11 protein-coding genes and 1 CRISPR repeat array are annotated in these 15657 nt (G+C 71.6%); of the genes, 7 read left to right on the top strand and 4 right to left on the bottom strand.

Annotated elements, in window-relative coordinates; all coding sequences use genetic code 11:
* Positions 1–59 precede the first annotated feature (59 nt).
* Positions 60–1217 carry an acyl-CoA dehydrogenase family protein gene (locus ABZX96_RS13640; protein ID WP_355542799.1) on the bottom strand — a complete coding sequence of 386 codons (1158 nt, stop codon included), beginning with the start codon at positions 1215–1217 and terminating at the stop codon, positions 60–62.
* A 238-nt stretch (positions 1218–1455) separates the two neighbouring features.
* A CRISPR array of direct repeats spans positions 1456–1972; the repeat unit is 29 nt; unit sequence GGGACCACCCCCGCACGCGCGGGGCTCAC.
* 107 nt (positions 1973–2079) lie between these two features.
* Positions 2080–2682 (bottom strand): TetR/AcrR family transcriptional regulator, encoded by a 603-nt coding sequence (locus ABZX96_RS13635; protein ID WP_355542796.1) that lies wholly within the window; start codon positions 2680–2682, stop codon positions 2080–2082.
* 606 nt (positions 2683–3288) lie between these two features.
* On the opposite strand from ABZX96_RS13635, the gene ABZX96_RS13630 reads away from it, so the two are divergent.
* The 4 genes from ABZX96_RS13630 (at position 3289) to ABZX96_RS13615 (ending at position 9342) form a co-directional block, all read left to right on the top strand.
* Positions 3289–4950, top strand: coding sequence for a carboxyl transferase domain-containing protein (locus ABZX96_RS13630; RefSeq protein WP_355542793.1), 1662 nt, complete (start codon positions 3289–3291; stop codon positions 4948–4950).
* Between the two features lie 25 nt (positions 4951–4975).
* Positions 4976–7132 carry a biotin carboxylase N-terminal domain-containing protein gene (locus ABZX96_RS13625; protein ID WP_355542790.1) on the top strand — a complete coding sequence of 719 codons (2157 nt, stop codon included), beginning with the start codon at positions 4976–4978 and terminating at the stop codon, positions 7130–7132.
* Between the two features lie 122 nt (positions 7133–7254).
* Positions 7255–8178, top strand: a complete 924-nt coding sequence (locus ABZX96_RS13620) for a hydroxymethylglutaryl-CoA lyase (RefSeq protein WP_355542888.1) — start codon at positions 7255–7257, stop codon at positions 8176–8178.
* Positions 8179–8181: 3 nt separating this feature from the next.
* A complete protein-coding gene (locus ABZX96_RS13615) occupies positions 8182–9342 on the top strand; it encodes an acyl-CoA dehydrogenase family protein (RefSeq protein WP_355542787.1) in 1161 nt (386 codons plus the stop codon).
* Between the two features lie 119 nt (positions 9343–9461).
* Here the strand turns inward: ABZX96_RS13615 and ABZX96_RS13610 are convergent, their stop codons facing one another.
* Complete coding sequence (locus ABZX96_RS13610; protein WP_355542784.1) at positions 9462–11081, bottom strand: beta-N-acetylhexosaminidase; 1620 nt, start codon at positions 11079–11081, stop codon at positions 9462–9464.
* Between the two features lie 220 nt (positions 11082–11301).
* Here ABZX96_RS13610 and ABZX96_RS13605 point away from each other — a divergent pair, with 220 nt between their 5' ends.
* Complete coding sequence (locus ABZX96_RS13605; protein ID WP_355542781.1) at positions 11302–11601, top strand: hypothetical protein; 300 nt, start codon at positions 11302–11304, stop codon at positions 11599–11601.
* Positions 11602–11856: 255 nt separating this feature from the next.
* On the top strand, positions 11857–13686 hold the full coding sequence (gene glmS / locus ABZX96_RS13600; RefSeq protein ID WP_355542778.1) for a glutamine--fructose-6-phosphate transaminase (isomerizing): 1830 nt from the start codon (positions 11857–11859) through the stop codon (positions 13684–13686).
* 520 nt (positions 13687–14206) lie between these two features.
* Here glmS and ABZX96_RS13595 read toward each other — a convergent pair.
* Complete coding sequence (locus ABZX96_RS13595) at positions 14207–14728, bottom strand: universal stress protein (protein ID WP_355542775.1); 522 nt, start codon at positions 14726–14728, stop codon at positions 14207–14209.
* A 371-nt stretch (positions 14729–15099) separates the two neighbouring features.
* On the opposite strand from ABZX96_RS13595, the gene ABZX96_RS13590 reads away from it, so the two are divergent.
* Entirely contained in the window at positions 15100–15405 is a 306-nt protein-coding gene (locus ABZX96_RS13590) for a hypothetical protein (protein ID WP_355542772.1), read from the top strand.
* Positions 15406–15657 lie beyond the last annotated feature (252 nt).

Raw genomic sequence — 15657 nt, 5'->3', positions numbered from 1 at the left:
ACCGGGGCGGCGCGCCCTGGTGGCGGGGTGTCGTTCACGGGTGATCGGTCCGCGCCGGCCTACAGGCCCATCGACTTGGCGATGATCGAGCGCATGACCTCGCTCGTGCCGCCGTAGATGCGCGACACGCGCGTGTCGGCGTACAGCCGGGAGATCGGATACTCCGACATGTACCCGTAACCACCGTGCAGTTGAAGGCACTTGTCGATGACGACGGCCGCGCGCTCGGTGGTGAACAGCTTGGCGGACGCGGCGTCGGCCGCCGTCAACTCGCCCGCGTCGTGGGCCTCCAGCGCCCGGTCGACGACCGCCTCCATCGCGTCCACCTCGGCCTTGCAGTCGGCCAGCACGAACTTGGTGTTCTGGAAGGTCGCCACCGCCTTGCCGAAGATCTCGCGCTCTTGGACGTACGCCTTGGCGAACTCCAGCGCGGCGGCGGACTGGGCGTACGCGCCGACCGCGATGCTCAGCCGCTCCTGCGGGAGGTTCTGGCCCAGGTAGGAGAACGCCTTCCCCTCCTCGCCGAGGCGGTCCTCGACGGGCACCTTCACGTCGGAGAACGCCAACTCGGCGGTGTCGGACGTCTTCAGACCCAGCTTTTCGAGCTTGCGGCCGACCGTGTAGCCCTCGGACGTGGTGTCCACGACGAGCAGCGTGATCCCGGCCCGGCGGTCCTCCGGCGACGGCGGCGCGGTCCGGGCGCAGACGATGACGCGGTCGGCCAGGACGCCGCCCGTGATGAACGTCTTGGCCCCGTTGAGGACGTAGTGCGTGCCGTCCTCGGAGAGCTTGGCGGTGGTCTTCATGCCGGCCAGGTCCGAGCCCGTGCCGGGTTCCGTCATGGCGATGGCCATCATCATGTCGCCGGAGACGAACGGCGGCAGCCAGCGCCGCTTCTGCTCCTCGGTGCCGTACGCGAGGAGGTACGGGAGGCAGAGTGCGGTGTGCACGCTCGACCCACCGAAGCTGACGCCCGCCCGCGCGCACTCCTCGCTGATGACGGCGCTGAACTTGAAACTGGTCTCGCCCGCCCCGCCGTACTCCTCCGGCACCTCGATACCGAAGATCCCCAGCTCACCGAGCTTCTTGTAGAACTCGCGGGGCACCTGACCGGCCGCCATCCACTCGTCGTACACGGGGACGACCTCGGCGGCGATGAAATCGCGGATGGTCGCGCGGAACGCCTCGTGGTCCTCGTTGTAGACCGTACGACGCACGGTTCGCCTCCTCCGGAAACCGGAATCCATGGGGCCGACCGACCGGACCGACCCAGCGGCCGATTAAGCGCTTGCTCAGCCGGTGGAAAGCTACCGGGGGGTTGTTGGGGATGTCCAGATCGGATGGGGTGGGGGTTGGGGTCGGGCTGCCGACGAAAACGGAATTGCCGCTCCTGGTTGGGGAGCCCTGCATGCGCGGGGACCACCTGCCCATGCTCAAATGGCGCCCGAACGTCCTGGGGCCACCCCCGCACGCGCGGGGCTGACTCCCTGACATGTGCGTTGTGTGTGTGATCTCAGGGACCACCCCCGCACGCGCGGGGCTCACGATGTCGGTCACCCGCGCAGTGATCGCCACGGGGGACCACCCCCGCACGCGCGGGGCTCACGCCAAACACGTCAACGGGATGCTGTACCAGTCGGGACCACCCCCGCACGCGCGGGGCTCACATGCGGAAGGGACGGCCGGAGGACGTACGGGCGGGGCCACCCCCGCACGCGCGGGGCTCACCGACCACCTGGCAGTGGTGCAGACCGGGGGTGGGGACCACCCCCGCACGCGCGGGGCTCACGACGCCCTTTACTCCGCCGGAATCCGCTCGACGGGACCACCCCCGCACGCGCGGGGCTCACTGGCGGCCACGCAGCCGGTTCCGGGCGCAACGGGGACCACCCCCGCACGCGCGGGGCTCACTCATGAACGGCGCGCTCCCATACGAGGACACCGGGACCACCCCCGCACGCGCGGGGCTCACAGGCCGCGACCTGCACCTTTACAGCGCCCAACCCCCGTTTTTACTCACTTCCAAGAACTCCGACATGACCGTCATAACAGGCGCAACGGCCCGCGAACAACACCCCCTCACCCCTCCCCCGCATCCCCCAACGCCCCAAACGCCCCCCGCGCCACCCGATGCAGCAACCCCGCCGTAGCCGCCCTTCCCGGCAACGCCCCCGGCCGACTCAGGTGCGGGGTCGAGTTGAGCAAACCGAACACCGCGTGCACGCAAGCCCGCACCTCCGGCTCAGGGCACTTGGGGTGGACCTCCCGGACGACCTCGACCCACAGTTCAACGTACTCGCGCTGGAGGCGGCGGACCTGCTTGCGGTCCTCGTCCCGCAGGCGGTCGAGCTCACGGTCGTGGAGGGTGATCAGCGGGCGGTCGTCCAGTGCGAAGTCGATGTGGCCGGCGATCAGCGCGTCCAGGACGGCTTCGGGTCCGGCGCCGCCGGCCGCCACCCGGGCCCGGCCGCCCTCAAGCAGCCGTTCGCTGATTCCGACCAGCAGTTCGGCGAGCATCGCATCCTTGCCGGCGAAGTGGCGGTACAGACCTGGGCCCGAAATGCCCACGGCTGCCCCGATCTCGTCCACTCCGACCCCGTGGAAGCCGCGCTCGGCGAAAAGGCGGGCGGCCTCTCTGAGGATCTGCTCGCGGCGGCTGGTCGGTGCGGATGCGCTACTCATGCGATCAATTCTAGACAGCGGGGTTAGTAGTCGTTAACCTGACCGAAGAAGAAGTTAACGACCATTAACAGCGGTGGCCCAGGGGACGGGCTTCCGGCACTGGGACGAACCACGGGGACGACGCACGGGGACAGCGGACAGGGACGACGGACAGGGACGACCGGCAAGGACGACGGACGGGAACAACGCACGGGGGCGACGTACCGGAACAAGCCATCCGGCACAAGCCATCCGGCAAGGCGCCACCCACCCGGGCGCACCGACCGGAGGCACTGACCGGAGGCACCGACCGGACGCCCAACCGGACGGGTCCCCCGCCGCGCGCTCCCGGAACGGCGAACGCCCGTAAAGCACCCCCAGGGGACGCACCCACAAGGCCCCCCGCGCACCACCCCACCCCGCCCAAACCCGCCCCCCACCCACCACCGCACCACCGGCCACACCCCACCACCCCGGGGTACCCGGCCACCACAACGGCCCGCGCGGCCACCACACCGCGCGGCCATCACCGCGACCGCACGACCGAGCAAACGCGACCGCACGACCGAGCGAAGGGGCTCGTACCGATGCAAAGGGGCTCGTACCGATGACGTACGTGGGGACCCGATGACGCCCGCCACGCCCACCCGGCGGACCGAAACCGTCCGCGCCACCCAGCCCGCACCCGTCCTCAAGTCCACCGCCGACCCCACCTCCGAGACCTGGCAGGCCAACGAGGCCGCGCACCGCGAGCTGGCCGCCGAGTTGCGCGAGAAGCTGGCCGGGGCGCGGCTGGGCGGCGGCGAGAAGGCGCGGGCCCGGCACACGGCGCGCGGCAAGCTGCTGCCGCGGGACCGGGTGGACGCGTTGCTGGACCCGGGTTCGCCGTTCCTGGAGCTGGCGCCGCTGGCGGCGGACGGGCTGTACGGAGGGGCCGCGCCGGCCGCCGGGGTGATCGCGGGCGTCGGGCGGGTCTCCGGCCGCGAGGTGGTGATCGTCGCCAACGACGCCACCGTCAAGGGCGGCACGTACTACCCGATGACGGTCAAGAAGCACCTGCGGGCCCAGGAAGTGGCGCTGGAGAACCGGCTGCCGTGCCTGTACCTGGTCGACTCGGGCGGGGCCTTCCTGCCGATGCAGGACGAGGTCTTCCCCGACCGCGAGCACTTCGGGCGGATCTTCTACAACCAGGCCCGGATGTCGGGCGCGGGCATCCCGCAGATCGCGGCCGTCCTGGGGTCGTGCACGGCCGGCGGCGCGTACGTCCCGGCGATGAGCGACGAGGCCGTGATCGTCCGGAACCAGGGGACGATCTTCCTGGGCGGGCCGCCACTGGTGAAGGCCGCGACCGGTGAGGTCGTCACGGCCGAGGAGCTGGGCGGCGGCGAGGTGCACAGCAAGACCTCCGGCGTCACCGACCACCTCGCCGAGGACGACGCGCACGCGCTGCGCATCGTGCGGACCATCGTCTCCTCCCTGGGCGAGCGGGCCCCGCTCCCCTGGACCGTACGGCCCTCCGAGGAGCCCGCGGTGGACCCGGCGGGGCTGTACGGGGCGGTGCCCGCCGACTCCCGCACCCCCTACGACGTGCGCGAGGTGATCGCGCGGATCGTGGACGGTTCGCGGTTCGCGGAGTTCAAGGCGGAGTACGGGCCGACGCTGGTCACCGGCTTCGCGCACCTGCACGGGCACCCGGTGGGCATCGTCGCCAACAACGGCATCCTGTTCTCCGAGTCGGCCCAGAAGGGCGCGCACTTCATCGAGCTGTGCGATCAGCGCGGCATCCCCCTGGTCTTCCTCCAGAACATCTCCGGCTTCATGGTCGGCCGGGACTACGAGGCGGGTGGCATCGCCAAGCACGGCGCCAAGATGGTGACGGCCGTGGCCTGCACGCGGGTGCCGAAGCTGACCGTCGTCATCGGCGGCTCGTACGGCGCGGGCAACTACTCCATGTGCGGCCGGGCGTACTCGCCCCGCTTCCTGTGGATGTGGCCGAACGCCAAGATCTCCGTCATGGGCGGCGAGCAGGCCGCGTCCGTGCTGGCGACCGTCAAGCGCGACCAGATGGAGGCGCGCGGCGAGGAGTGGAGCGCCGAGGAGGAAGAGGCGTTCAAGGCGCCGGTCCGGGAGCAGTACGAGACCCAGGGCAGCGCCTACTACGCCACCGCCCGGCTGTGGGACGACGGGGTGATCGACCCCTTGGAGACCCGCCAGGTGCTGGGGCTCGCCCTGACCGCCTGTGCCAACGCGCCGCTGGGCGAGCCCGGCTTCGGCGTCTTCCGGATGTGAGGGGACTGTGAGAGGACACGCCACCATGTTCGACACCGTCCTGGTCGCCAACCGCGGCGAGATCGCGGTCCGCGTCATCCGGACGTTGCGCGCGCTCGGCGTCCGGTCCGTCGCGGTGTTCAGCGACGCGGACGCGGACGCCCGGCACGTGCGCGAGGCCGACACCGCCGTGCGCATCGGCCCGGCCGCCGCGACCGAGAGCTACCTGCGCACCGACCGCCTCCTGGAGGCCGCCGCCCGTACGGGCGCGCGGGCCGTGCACCCGGGGTACGGGTTCCTCGCCGAGAACGCCGCGTTCGCGCGCGCGGTGACGGACGCGGGGCTGGTGTTCATCGGCCCGTCCGCCGAGGCGATCGACCTCATGGGCGACAAGATCCGTGCCAAGGAGACCGTGCGGGCGGCCGGCGTGCCCGTCGTCCCCGGCTCCTCGGGCAGCGGACTGACGGACGCGCAGCTCGCCGAGGCCGCCCGCGAGATCGGGATGCCGGTGCTGCTCAAGCCGTCCGCGGGCGGCGGCGGCAAGGGCATGCGCCTGGTGCGGGACGCCGCGCGGCTGGACGAGGAGATCGCCGCCGCCCGGCGCGAGGCCCGGGGTTCCTTCGGGGACGACACGCTGCTGGTGGAGCGGTGGATCGACCGGCCGCGCCACATCGAGATCCAGGTGCTGGCGGACGGTCACGGCCAGGTGATCCATCTGGGCGAGCGGGAGTGCTCGCTCCAGCGCCGTCACCAGAAGGTCGTCGAGGAGGCGCCCTCGGTCCTGCTGGACGAGGCCACCCGCGCCGCGATGGGTGAGGCGGCCGTGCAGGCGGCGCGCTCGTGCGGGTACCGGGGCGCGGGCACGGTCGAGTTCATCGTGCCCGGAGCCGCCGAAGCGGAGGGGAACGGCGCCCGCCCCTTCTACTTCATGGAGATGAACACCCGCCTCCAGGTGGAGCACCCGGTCACCGAGCTGATCAGCGGGCTCGACCTGGTGGAGTGGCAGCTCCGGGTGGCGGCGGGCGAGCCCCTGCCGTACGGGCAGGAGGGCGTCCGGCTGACGGGGCACGCCATCGAGGCCCGGGTCTGCGCGGAGACGGCACGGGTGACGCCCGGCACCACCGACGGGGACGGCCAGGGCTCCCGGGAAACCGGCTCCGAGAAAGGCGCCCGGGTGGACTTCCTCCCGTCCGCCGGTACGGTCATCGCCCTGCGCGAGCCCGCCGGGGACGGCATACGGGTGGACTCCGGCCTGCTGGAGGGCACCGAGGTCGGCACGTCGTACGACCCCATGGTCGCCAAGGTCATCGCCTACGGCCCGGACCGCCCCGCCGCGCTGCGCCGGCTGCGGGCCGCGCTGGCCGGGACCACCGTCCTGGGCGTGGACACCAACACCGGCTTCCTGCGGGCGCTGCTCGCGCACCCGGACGTGGTCTCCGGCGACCTGGACACCGGTCTGATCGACCGGGACGCGGCCGGGCTGGTCCGGGACGAGGTGCCCGCCGAGGTGTACGCCGCGGCGGCCCTCATCCGGCACGCGGCCCTGGAGCCCGCGCCCACCGGCAGTGGCACTGGCTGGACCGACCCGTTCTCCGTGCCCTCCGGCTGGCGGCTGGGCGGCACGCCCGCCTGGACGGCGCACCACTTCCGGGTGCCCGGCCACGACCCGGTGACCGTCCACGTCCGGGGCCGCGCCACCGACGCCCGGGTGCGGATCGGCGAGGACGAGGACGGCGAGGGCACCCCCGCCCGCCTCCTGACCGACGGGGCGAACAGGGCGAACGGGGCGAACGGGAACGACAACACCGTCACCCTCATCCGCGACGGCCTCACCCACACCTTCCACCACGCCACCGACCCGCGCGGCACCTGGCTCGGCCGCGACGGCGAGGCCTGGCACCTGACCGAGCACGATCCGGTCGCCGCCGCGCTCACCGGCGGCGCGGGCGCGCACGGCGCGGACGCGCTGACCGCGCCGATGCCCGGCACCGTCACCGTCGTCAAGGCGGCGGTGGGCGACGAGGTGACGGCGGGGCAGAGCCTGCTGGTCGTGGAGGCGATGAAGATGGAACACGTCATCGCCGCCCCGCACGACGGAGTCGTCAGCGAGCTGGATGTGACGCCCGGCAGTACGGTCGCCATGGACCAGGTGCTGGCCGTCGTCACCCCGCACCCGGCCCCCGGTGAGGAGGCAGCCTCATGACCGCGTCCCCCGAATCGACCGGCACCAACGGCGCCACCGGCCCGAGCGACACGAGCCCGACCAACACCACCGGCACGGCCAACACCACCAGCACCACCGGCACACTCCCCACCGGCCTCCCCATGGCCGTCCCCGCGCCGAACCTGCCGCCCCGCGTCCGCATCCACGAGGTGGGCGCGCGGGACGGCCTCCAGAACGAGAAGACGGTGGTCCCCACAGAGGTCAAGGCGGAGTTCATCCGCCGGCTGGCGGCGGCCGGGCTGACCACCATCGAGGCGACGAGCTTCGTGCACCCCAAATGGGTGCCGCAGCTCGCCGACGCGGAAGCCCTGTATCCGCTGCTGGGCGGCCTGCCGGAGGGCGTCCGGCTGCCCGTCCTCGTCCCCAACGAACGCGGGCTGGACCGCGCGCTGGCGCTGGGCGCGGACCGGATCGCCGTCTTCGGCAGCGCCACCGAGTCCTTCGCCCGCGCCAACCTGAACCGCACGGTGGACGAGTCGCTGGCCATGTTCGCGCCCGTGGTGGCGCGGGCCAAGGCGGCGGACGCGCACGTCCGGGGCTACCTGTCCATGTGCTTCGGCGACCCGTGGGAGGGCCCGGTGCCGGTGGCCGCGGTCGTCCGGGTGTGCCGCGCGCTGCTGGAGATGGGCTGCGACGAGCTGAGCCTCGGCGACACCATCGGCGTCGCCACGCCCGGCCACGTCCAGGAGCTGCTCTCCGCCCTCAACGAGGCGGGCGTGCCCACCAATCGCGTCGGCGTGCACTTCCACGACACCTACGGGCAGGCGCTGGCCAACACCCTGGCCGCCCTCCAGCACGGCGTCACCACCGTGGACGCCTCGGCGGGCGGCCTGGGCGGCTGCCCGTACGCCAAGAGCGCCACCGGCAACCTCGCCACCGAAGACCTCGTCTGGATGCTCCACGGCCTGGGCATCGAGACCGGCGTCGACCTGGGCCTTCTGACCGCCACGAGCGTGTGGATGGCCGAACGGCTGGGCCGCCCCAGCCCCTCCCGCACCCTCCGCGCCCTCTCCCACAAGGAGTGACCCATGACCCTGGACCACCGGCTCTCGCCAGAGCTGGAAGAACTGCGCCGCACGGTCGAGGCCTTCGCACACGACGTCGTGGCCCCCAAGATCGGCGACTTCTACGAGCGCCACGAGTTCCCGTACGAGATCGTCCGCGAGATGGGCCGGATGGGCCTGTTCGGGCTGCCCTTCCCGGAGGAGTACGGGGGCATGGGCGGCGACTACCTGGCGCTCGGCGTCGCCCTGGAGGAGCTGGCCCGCGTGGACTCCTCCGTGGCCATCACCCTGGAGGCCGGGGTCTCCCTGGGCGCGATGCCGATCTACCGCTTCGGCACGAAGGAGCAGAAGCGCGCGTGGCTGCCCCGCCTGTGCACGGGCGAGATGCTGGGCGCGTTCGGCCTCACCGAGCCGGACGGCGGTTCGGACGCCGGGTCCACCCGGACGACGGCCGTCCGGGACGGTGACGAGTGGGTGATCAACGGCAGCAAGTGCTTCATCACCAACTCCGGTACCGACATCACCGGCCTGGTCACCGTCACCGCCGTCACCGGCCGCGACGAGGACGGCCGCCCGCGGGTCTCCACGATCATCGTGCCGTCGGGCACCGACGGGTTCACGGTCGGCGCCCCGTACTCCAAGGTCGGGTGGAACGCCTCGGACACCCGCGAACTGTCCTTCAGCGACGTCCGCGTCCCGGTCGGCAACCTGCTGGGCGAGGAGGGCCGGGGGTACGCGCAGTTCCTGCGGATACTGGACGAGGGCCGGATCGCGATCGCCGCCCTGGCCACCGGCCTCGCGCAGGGCTGCGTGGACGAGTCGGTCGGCTACGCCCGCACCCGGCACGCCTTCGGCCGTCCCATCGGCACCAACCAGGCGATCCAGTTCAAGCTGGCCGACATGGAGATGCGCGCCCACACCGCCCGGCTCGCCTGGCGGGACGCCGCCTCGCGCCTGGTGCACGGCGAGCCGTTCAAGAAGGAGGCGGCGCTCGCCAAGCTGTACTCGTCCGAGATCGCGGTGACCAACGCCCGCGAGGCCACGCAGGTGCACGGCGGCTACGGCTTCATGAACGAGTACCCCGTCGCCCGCATGTGGCGGGATTCCAAGATCCTGGAGATCGGCGAGGGCACGAGCGAGGTGCAGCGGATGCTCATCGCGCGGGAGCTGGGCCTGACGAGCTGAGCGTGCGACGCGGCCCTTCGTCCGCGTGTACCCCCGGGCGGCGGATCACCCGCCACCCGGGGGCCTGGTCAGCGTCGGTCAGCGTCCGCTGCCCAGACGTGCCCGGAAAGGTTCTCGGCTCACTTCTTCCCCGGCCACGGCACCTGCGGCGACTGGTAGTAGTCGATGCCGAGCGCCTCCCAGCGCGGCGCCTGCGCGGCCAGCCGGTGCTTGTACGTGTTCCAGTCGTGCGTGGACGCCGGCGACCAGCCCAGCTCCGCGACACCGGGGAGCCTCGGGAAGGCCATGTACTCAAGCTGCGCGGACGTGGACAGGGTCTCCGTCCACAGCGGCGCCTCGACCCCGCGGATCGCGTCCTGCGGGGCGCCCTCAAGGTAGGTGGCCGGGTTCCAGTCGTAGGAGCGCTGGACCTCCACGTAGCCGGCCCACGACTTGCCGAGCTTGGTGTTCTTGTCGTACTTCATGTCGAGGTAGGAGCGGTCGGCGGGCGAGAGGATGAGCCCGGTGCCCTTCTTGGCGGCGTCGGCCACCTGCTGCCGTTCCTTGGCACTGGTCTTGTCGTAGCCCCAGTACTGCGCCACGGCGCCCTTGATCGGGTGCGCGCCGGTGAGCTGGTGCCAGCCGATCACCTTCTTGCCGTACTTGGCGACGACCGGCTGGACCCGGTCCATGAACTTCACGTAGTCCTCGTGGCTGGTGGAGTGCGCCTCGTCCCCGCCGATGTGCAGGTACTTGCCGGGGGTGAGGGCCGCCACCTCGCGGATCACGTCGTCCACGAAGTCGTACGTGACCTTCTTCGGGACGCACAGCGAGCTGAACCCGACCGCCGTGCCGGTGTACAGCGGGGGCGCGACGCCGTTGCAGTTGAGTTCGGCGTACGAGGCGAGCGCGGCGTTGGTGTGGCCGGGCATGTCGATCTCGGGGACGACCGTCTGGTAGCGGCTGGCGGCGTACCGGACGATCTCCCGGTAGTCGTCCTTGGTGTAGTAGCCGCCGGGCCCGCCGCCGACCTGCGTGCTGCCGCCGTGCGCGGCCAGCCGGGGCCAGGACTTGATGGCGATCCGCCAGCCCTGGTCGTCGGAGAGGTGCAGGTGCAGCCGGTTGACCTTGTAGAGCGCGAGCTGGTCGATGTAGCGCTTGACCTGCTCGACGGTGAAGAAGTGCCGTGAGACGTCGAGCATGGCGCCCCGGTAGCCGTAGCGCGGCGTGTCGGTGATCGTGCCGCCCGCCACCTTCCACGGGCCGGGCTGCTCGGTGCGCTTCTCGACGGACGGGGGCAGCAGTTGCCGCAGCGTCTGGACGCCGTGGAAGAGGCCCGCGGGTCTGGCCGCCGCGATGGTCACCCCGTGGCGGTCGGAGTGCAGCCGGTAGCCCTCGGCCCCCAGGCCGTGGGCGCCCTTGCCGTCGACGAGCCGCAGGACGATGCCGCCCCGGCCGCCCTTGGTGGTCACCGGCAGGTCGTAGCCGGTGGGTGGGCGCAGCAGGTCCGCGAGGTAGCGGCCCACCCGCCGGACCTCGTGCGAGCCGTGCGGGACGCGGATGGGGGTCCGTTCGCCGATGGTGTACGTCTCTTTGCCGGTCCGTACGGACGCGGGCGCGGGGATGACCTGGTCGAGAGCGGTGGGCCGGTGCTCGCGGGCCTGCGGGGCGGCGGGTGCGGCCGGGGCGGCGACCCCGGAGGTGCCCAGGCCGGCCGCGGCGACCAGCAGCAGCGAGCAGAACAGTCTGCGTTGTCTCACAGAGCTTCCCTTCGACGAGCCTCGTGCGGTGCGGTGCCGTGCGATGACTGCGATGACGTCGTACAGGGCGTGGAGCAACCGAGACGGAACGTCACTCTGCCTACCTTGCGCCCTGCGAGCGGTCAAGGTGCCGACCGGTCACCACCGCCGCTTCCGTGTCGCCTGCCCGATATCGGGCAGATTTCTTGCGAAACCCCTGGGGACCCCGCAGTATCAACGGGTGCTCGACCGCCGTAACCGCAGTGATGGCAACTGCCACACGTCCCACGACGACCTCGTCGACCACCTGGTGCGCACCACGTCGCTGCAACGCGGCGAGGCCGCCCGGGTGGTGCTGGACGTGCTCGCGTACTTCGACGAGTCCACCGAGGGGTACGTCCGCAGACGCCACCGCGAGCTCCAGGCCCGCGGACTGCGCAACGACGCGATCTTCGACCGGATCGCCGAGGAGCTGCCGCACCGCGCGGTGGCGCCGCCCGAGCTGTCCCTGCGGCAGCTCCGGCGCCTGGTCTACGGCTGACGGACGGCACCGGCCGGTCGCACGCGTCGTACGGAGCGAGGGGATCGTACGAACCGTGGCACCCGGCCGGTGCCCGGCCCCGGCCCCGCCGTCTGGGTCCCGCCGCCACAGTGGCGCCGCCTGTCAGGCGCCACTGTGACGACGGGACCCAGCCCCGGGAACGGCGGCCACCGGGCCACCGGGCCGTCGGGCACCCATCAGCGCCACAGCACCAACCATCACCGTTCTCCATCAACCGCTCACTCGGAGGGTCACATGTGCGGCATCGTGGGATATATCGGGAAGCGTGACGTCGCTCCGCTGCTCCTGGAAGGGCTCCAGCGCCTGGAGTACCGGGGGTACGACTCGGCCGGCATCGCCATCCACGCCAAGGGCACCGGCAAGACGCCCGGCGGCCTGAAGACCGCCAAGGCCAAGGGCCGGGTCCGCGAGCTGGAGTCCCGGCTGCCCAAGCGGTTCGCGGGCACCACCGGCATCGCGCACACCCGCTGGGCCACCCACGGCGCCCCGAACGACGAGAACGCCCACCCGCACCTGGACGCCGAGGGCAAGGTCGCCGTCGTCCACAACGGCATCATCGACAACGCCTCCGAGCTGCGCGCCAAGCTCACCGCCGACGGCGTCGTCTTCGCCTCCGACACCGACACCGAGGTCCTGGCCCACCTCATCGGCCGTTCCCAGGCGCCGACCCTGGAGGAGAAGGTCCGCGAGGCGCTGCGCGTCATCGAGGGCACCTACGGCATCGCCGTCCTGCACGCCGACTTCGCCGACCGCATCGTCGTCGCCCGCAACGGCTCCCCCGTCGTCCTGGGCATCGGCGAGAAGGAGATGTTCGTCTCCTCCGACGTCGCCGCGCTGGTCTCGCACACCCGCCAGGTCATCACCCTGGACGACGGCGAGATGGCCACCCTGAAGGCCGACGACTACCGCACCTACACCACCGAGGGCTCGCGCACCTCCGCCGCGCCGACCACGGTGGAGTGGGAGGCCGAGTCCTACGACATGGGCGGCCACGACACCTACATGCACAAGGAGATCGCCGAGCAGGCCGAGGCGGTCGACCGGGTGCTGCGCGGCCGGATCGACGACCGCTTCTCCACCGTCCGGCTGGGCGGCCTGAACCTGGACGCCCGCGAGGCCCGCGGCTTCCGCCGGGTCAAGATCCTGGGCTGCGGCTCCGCTTACCACACGGGCCTGATCGGCGCCCAGCTCATCGAGGAGCTGGCCCGCATCCCCGCCGACGCCGAGCCCGCGAGCGAGTTCCGCTACCGCAACGCGGTGGTGGACCCCGACACCCTCTACATCGCGGTCAGCCAGTCCGGCGAGACCTACGACACCCTGGCCGCCGTCCAGGAGCTCAAGCGCAAGGGCGCCCGCGTCCTGGGCGTCGTGAACGTCGTCGGCAGTGCCATCGCCCGCGAGACCGACGGCGGCATGTACGTGCACGCCGGCCCCGAGGTCTGCGTCGTCTCCACCAAGTGCTTCACCAACACGGCGGTCGCCTTCGCGCTGCTCGCCCTGCACCTGGGCCGCATCCGCGACCTGTCGGTGGCCGACGGCAAGCGGATCATCGCGGGCCTGCGCAAGCTGCCCGAGCAGATCGCCGAGGTCCTGGGCCGCGAGGACGAGATCAAGGCGCTGGCCGCGGAGTACGCCAAGGCGCGGAGCATGATGTTCGTCGGCCGGGTGCGCGGCTACCCGGTGGCGCTGGAAGCCTCCCTCAAGCTCAAGGAGGTCTCCTACATCCACGCCGAGGCCTACCCCGCCTCCGAGCTCAAGCACGGTCCGCTCGCCCTGATCGAGCCGGACGTCCCGTCCGTGGCGATCGTCCCGGACGACGACCTGCTGGACAAGAACCGGGCGACGCTGGAGGAGATCAAGGCCCGCAGCGGGCGCATCCTCGCCGTGGCCCACCAGGAGCAGGAAAAGGCCGACCACACCATCGTCGTGCCGAAGAACGAGGTGGAGCTCGACCCGATCCTCATGGGCATCCCGCTCCAGCTCCTCGCCTACCACACGGCTCTGGCGATGGGCCGCGACATCGACAAGCCGCGCAACCTCGCCAAGTCCGTGACGGTGGAATAACCCGCCGCGAACGCAGTGAGAAGGCGGGCCTCCCGTGCGTGCCACCAAGCGCGCGGGGGGCCCGCCTCCTCGTCGCCGGTGTCGCCCTGGCACCGGCGGTGATGCCGCCTCAACGGGAACCGTCACCTCCCGACCGGCAGCACGTGCGGCGTGCTTGATCGGTTTGTACCCTCCGCAAACCCGCATTCCACCTCTACGCTCCGGTAGATATGCCGCGTGCTCCCGTGCGCCCGTCCTGTGACGTGATGCTGCGTCAGGCGGGGAGGAGGGGGTGCGTGGGCCCTTTCTGACGGGGCGTCCGCCCGGTGACTCCGCTTGCGCACGGGCACCCCGCGAACACTTTGCTTTCCCAAACAAAGGCACCCGGGGAAACGCGCCCGCCGGAAATGCGGGGGCCGTCCCGAACACGGGCGGCACCGGAAACCCAACGCGGACGGCACCGGAAACCCGAACGCGGACGGCAGGGAAAAACGCGCCCGGCCCCGCCGCCTTCAAGACCGGCCCTCCGCCGGCCCCGGCGTCACGGGATGACGACCACCGGCCGCCGGGCCCGCCGCGCCAGCCGCCCCGCCACCGAGCCGAAGATCCGGCCGACGAACCCGTGCGTGGACCCCACCACGATGGCGTCGGCCTCGTACTCCCGGCCGACCTCCTCCAGCTCGTGGCAGATGTCCCCACCGCGCTCGACGAGGATCCACGGGACCTCGGAGAGGTAGTCGGCGCAGGCCAGCTCCAGCCCGAGGACTTCGGTGCGGTGGTCCGGCACGTCCACGAAGACCGGGGGTTCGCAGCCCGCCCAGACGGTGGTCGGCAGCCGGTTGGCCACGTGCACGATGATCAGGCCGGAGCCGGAGCGCCGGGCCATGCCGATGGCGTACGCCAGGGCCCGTTCGCTCGACACCGAGCCGTCGAATCCGACCACGACGCCGTGCAGGAAGGCGGGGTCGCAGGAGTTTCGTGTCTGTTCCGCCGCTCGGAGGCCGGCCAGGGGATCGGCGACCTGCTTGCGGTCCGCGGGTTCGGGAAATTCGTGACCGGCCATCGATGTCTCGGCGAGGACGTCCTCTTTTAGGGAGGAGGATGCGGACAGGGAGCGGCGATTGACTTGATCCGACAGTTGACTGAGCTGGCTTGATCGAGCGGACGGCAGCCATAGTTCAACGAAGAACGATACGACCGGGAATCCCCTTCCCAAGCCTCAACGCCAAGAGTACGGCGCCCGCACCCCGGTGCCCAGGGTCCGCCACGACGGCGAACGACCGGAGGGGAACGGGCACCCCTCGAACGTTCCCCGGAGCATGCCGGAGCCGGGCCGGTATGGCAATGCCCCGGCCTGCCCCCGTACGTACCCCTTCCGGTGACTGTTGCCCGCCGCCGGCGTTGTAGTACCTGCCGGCCCGGAGGGAGGACGCCGTGCGCCGTCCGTCAAACACGCCAGCCGACGCGGTGAGCGATCTCGTCCGCTGGGGACTGTTCAGCTGCGTCCTGGTTCCCCTCGTCCTGGTCGTCTGCGGCTCCTCCTTCGCCGGCGCGACGGGCACCGCCGTCGGGCTGGTGACGGTGACGTGCGCCTGCCGGGCCCTGCTGCGCCAGTCCGAGCGCGCCGCGGCCCGGACGGCCGCCGAGGAGGCGGCCCCGCACCGCGGCCGGCACGGCCGGACGGGCACCGGAGCACACCGCGGCGGACGCCATGGCGAGGGCCGTACGTCGGAGGAATGACCCGCCCGCAAGCCTGCACGGGTTCGTTTTCAGCCAACTTCAGGCCGAACCCCATCCCTTGGCAAAAGCGACCCCTAACCCCGCCGTGAGCTGCGGGGAAAGGACCGCACGGCATGGTTGTGGCCTACTGCTTATGGGCAGAGGCGTGAGGCGTACTTCCCAGCAAGCCCAACGAGTGGAACCCTTCGTGATCGAATGCTTCGCGCCAAGTTGCCATATCGACTTAGCAGTGGGTGGTGAACTTGGCACTCC

The sequence above is a fragment of the Streptomyces sp. NPDC003077 genome, assembly GCF_040611095.1.
Taxonomy (GTDB): Bacteria; Actinomycetota; Actinomycetes; order Streptomycetales; family Streptomycetaceae; genus Streptomyces.
Note: the sequence above shows the minus strand (reverse complement) of the source record. Positions and strands in the feature narration are given on the sequence as shown.